This window comes from Thermococcus sp. 21S9, from assembly GCF_012027635.1.
GTDB lineage: Archaea > Methanobacteriota_B > Thermococci > Thermococcales > Thermococcaceae > Thermococcus.
In genome coordinates this window covers 1-817 of sequence record NZ_SNUS01000007.1, presented here as the reverse complement: position 1 = coordinate 817, position 817 = coordinate 1, and the positions used below count along the sequence as shown (strand labels likewise).

Below are 817 nucleotides of genomic sequence, written 5' to 3'. Positions count from 1 at the left end.
GAGCGCGGACGCGGAGGAGAGACCAGTCCCTCATGAGCGACCCTCCTCCACTAACCTGTATCCCCGAGAAGTGCTCCGGACTATTCCAGTCACTTTCGCCGCTTCAATGAACTCGTCAGCAAGCAAGAAGAACTTCTTCCGCAGTTCCTTTCTCGATACTGTCCCTTTCTCCCTCATGAACTCTATGATGTCTTTGTATTTCTCACGAACATAGTCTTTTGTCAGAACCTCAAAAGTTGCCACGTGGGCTCTGACCTTGATCCTGATTCCACGCTCTGTACTCTCTACGATATACTGCCCCCAACCTTTGTCTATTACTTGCGCCTCTCCTGTTTCCATAACCTTCTCTACTGCATTCTTGAGCTCACTGCCAAGAGGAAACGGTTTCTTGTAGAAACTATGCTGAACATACTCCACGACACGACCAAACATCAATTCCTCACTCATGCCCTCACCTCCCGGCGCTCTAAGAATTCGACAACTTCTTCTGGAGTCATCGGGCGTGGGAGCTTTTCGACGCGCTCTTTGACAAACAATGCAAGCTTACCCTCCTCATCCACGATCTCATGCGTCGACTGTTTCCCAAGCGCAATCCTCCTTTTTCCATTGATCCATCCCCACGTGATGTAACAATACCTTCTCATGCCCTCACCTCCCGCCTCTGGATTTTCTTCAACAGGTCTTCCAGCGCGTCCGCGTAGCCCGTCCAGTACTCCGCGCCGTTCTCCCCGCGAAGGTTGAGGGAGAACGCGGTTTCCCTAGCCGTCTCAATCTCCCGCTCGAGCCAGATGATGATGTCAGGCGGTTCCTCGGCCCG

At 52.4% G+C, this 817-nt stretch carries 2 protein-coding genes; both read right to left on the bottom strand.

Annotation, left to right across the window (positions count from 1 at the left end; genetic code table 11):
• Positions 1 to 30: 30 nt before the first annotated feature.
• Positions 31 to 447: a hypothetical protein gene (locus E3E28_RS10685; RefSeq protein WP_167895471.1), complete on the bottom strand. Its 417-nt coding sequence runs from the start codon at positions 445 to 447 to the stop codon at positions 31 to 33.
• Positions 444 to 644 (bottom strand): hypothetical protein, encoded by a 201-nt coding sequence (locus E3E28_RS10680; RefSeq protein WP_167889342.1) that lies wholly within the window; start codon positions 642 to 644, stop codon positions 444 to 446. The genes E3E28_RS10685 and E3E28_RS10680 overlap by 4 nt, the downstream gene beginning before the upstream one ends.
• Positions 645 to 817 lie beyond the last annotated feature (173 nt).

Excerpts from the sequence above, each read along its gene's own strand:
- E3E28_RS10685 (WP_167895471.1), bottom strand. The coding sequence starts at position 447 with ATGAGTGAGGAATTGATGTTTGGTCGTGTCGTGGAGTATGTTCAGCAT.
- E3E28_RS10680 (WP_167889342.1), bottom strand. The coding sequence starts at position 644 with ATGAGAAGGTATTGTTACATCACGTGGGGATGGATCAATGGAAAAAGG.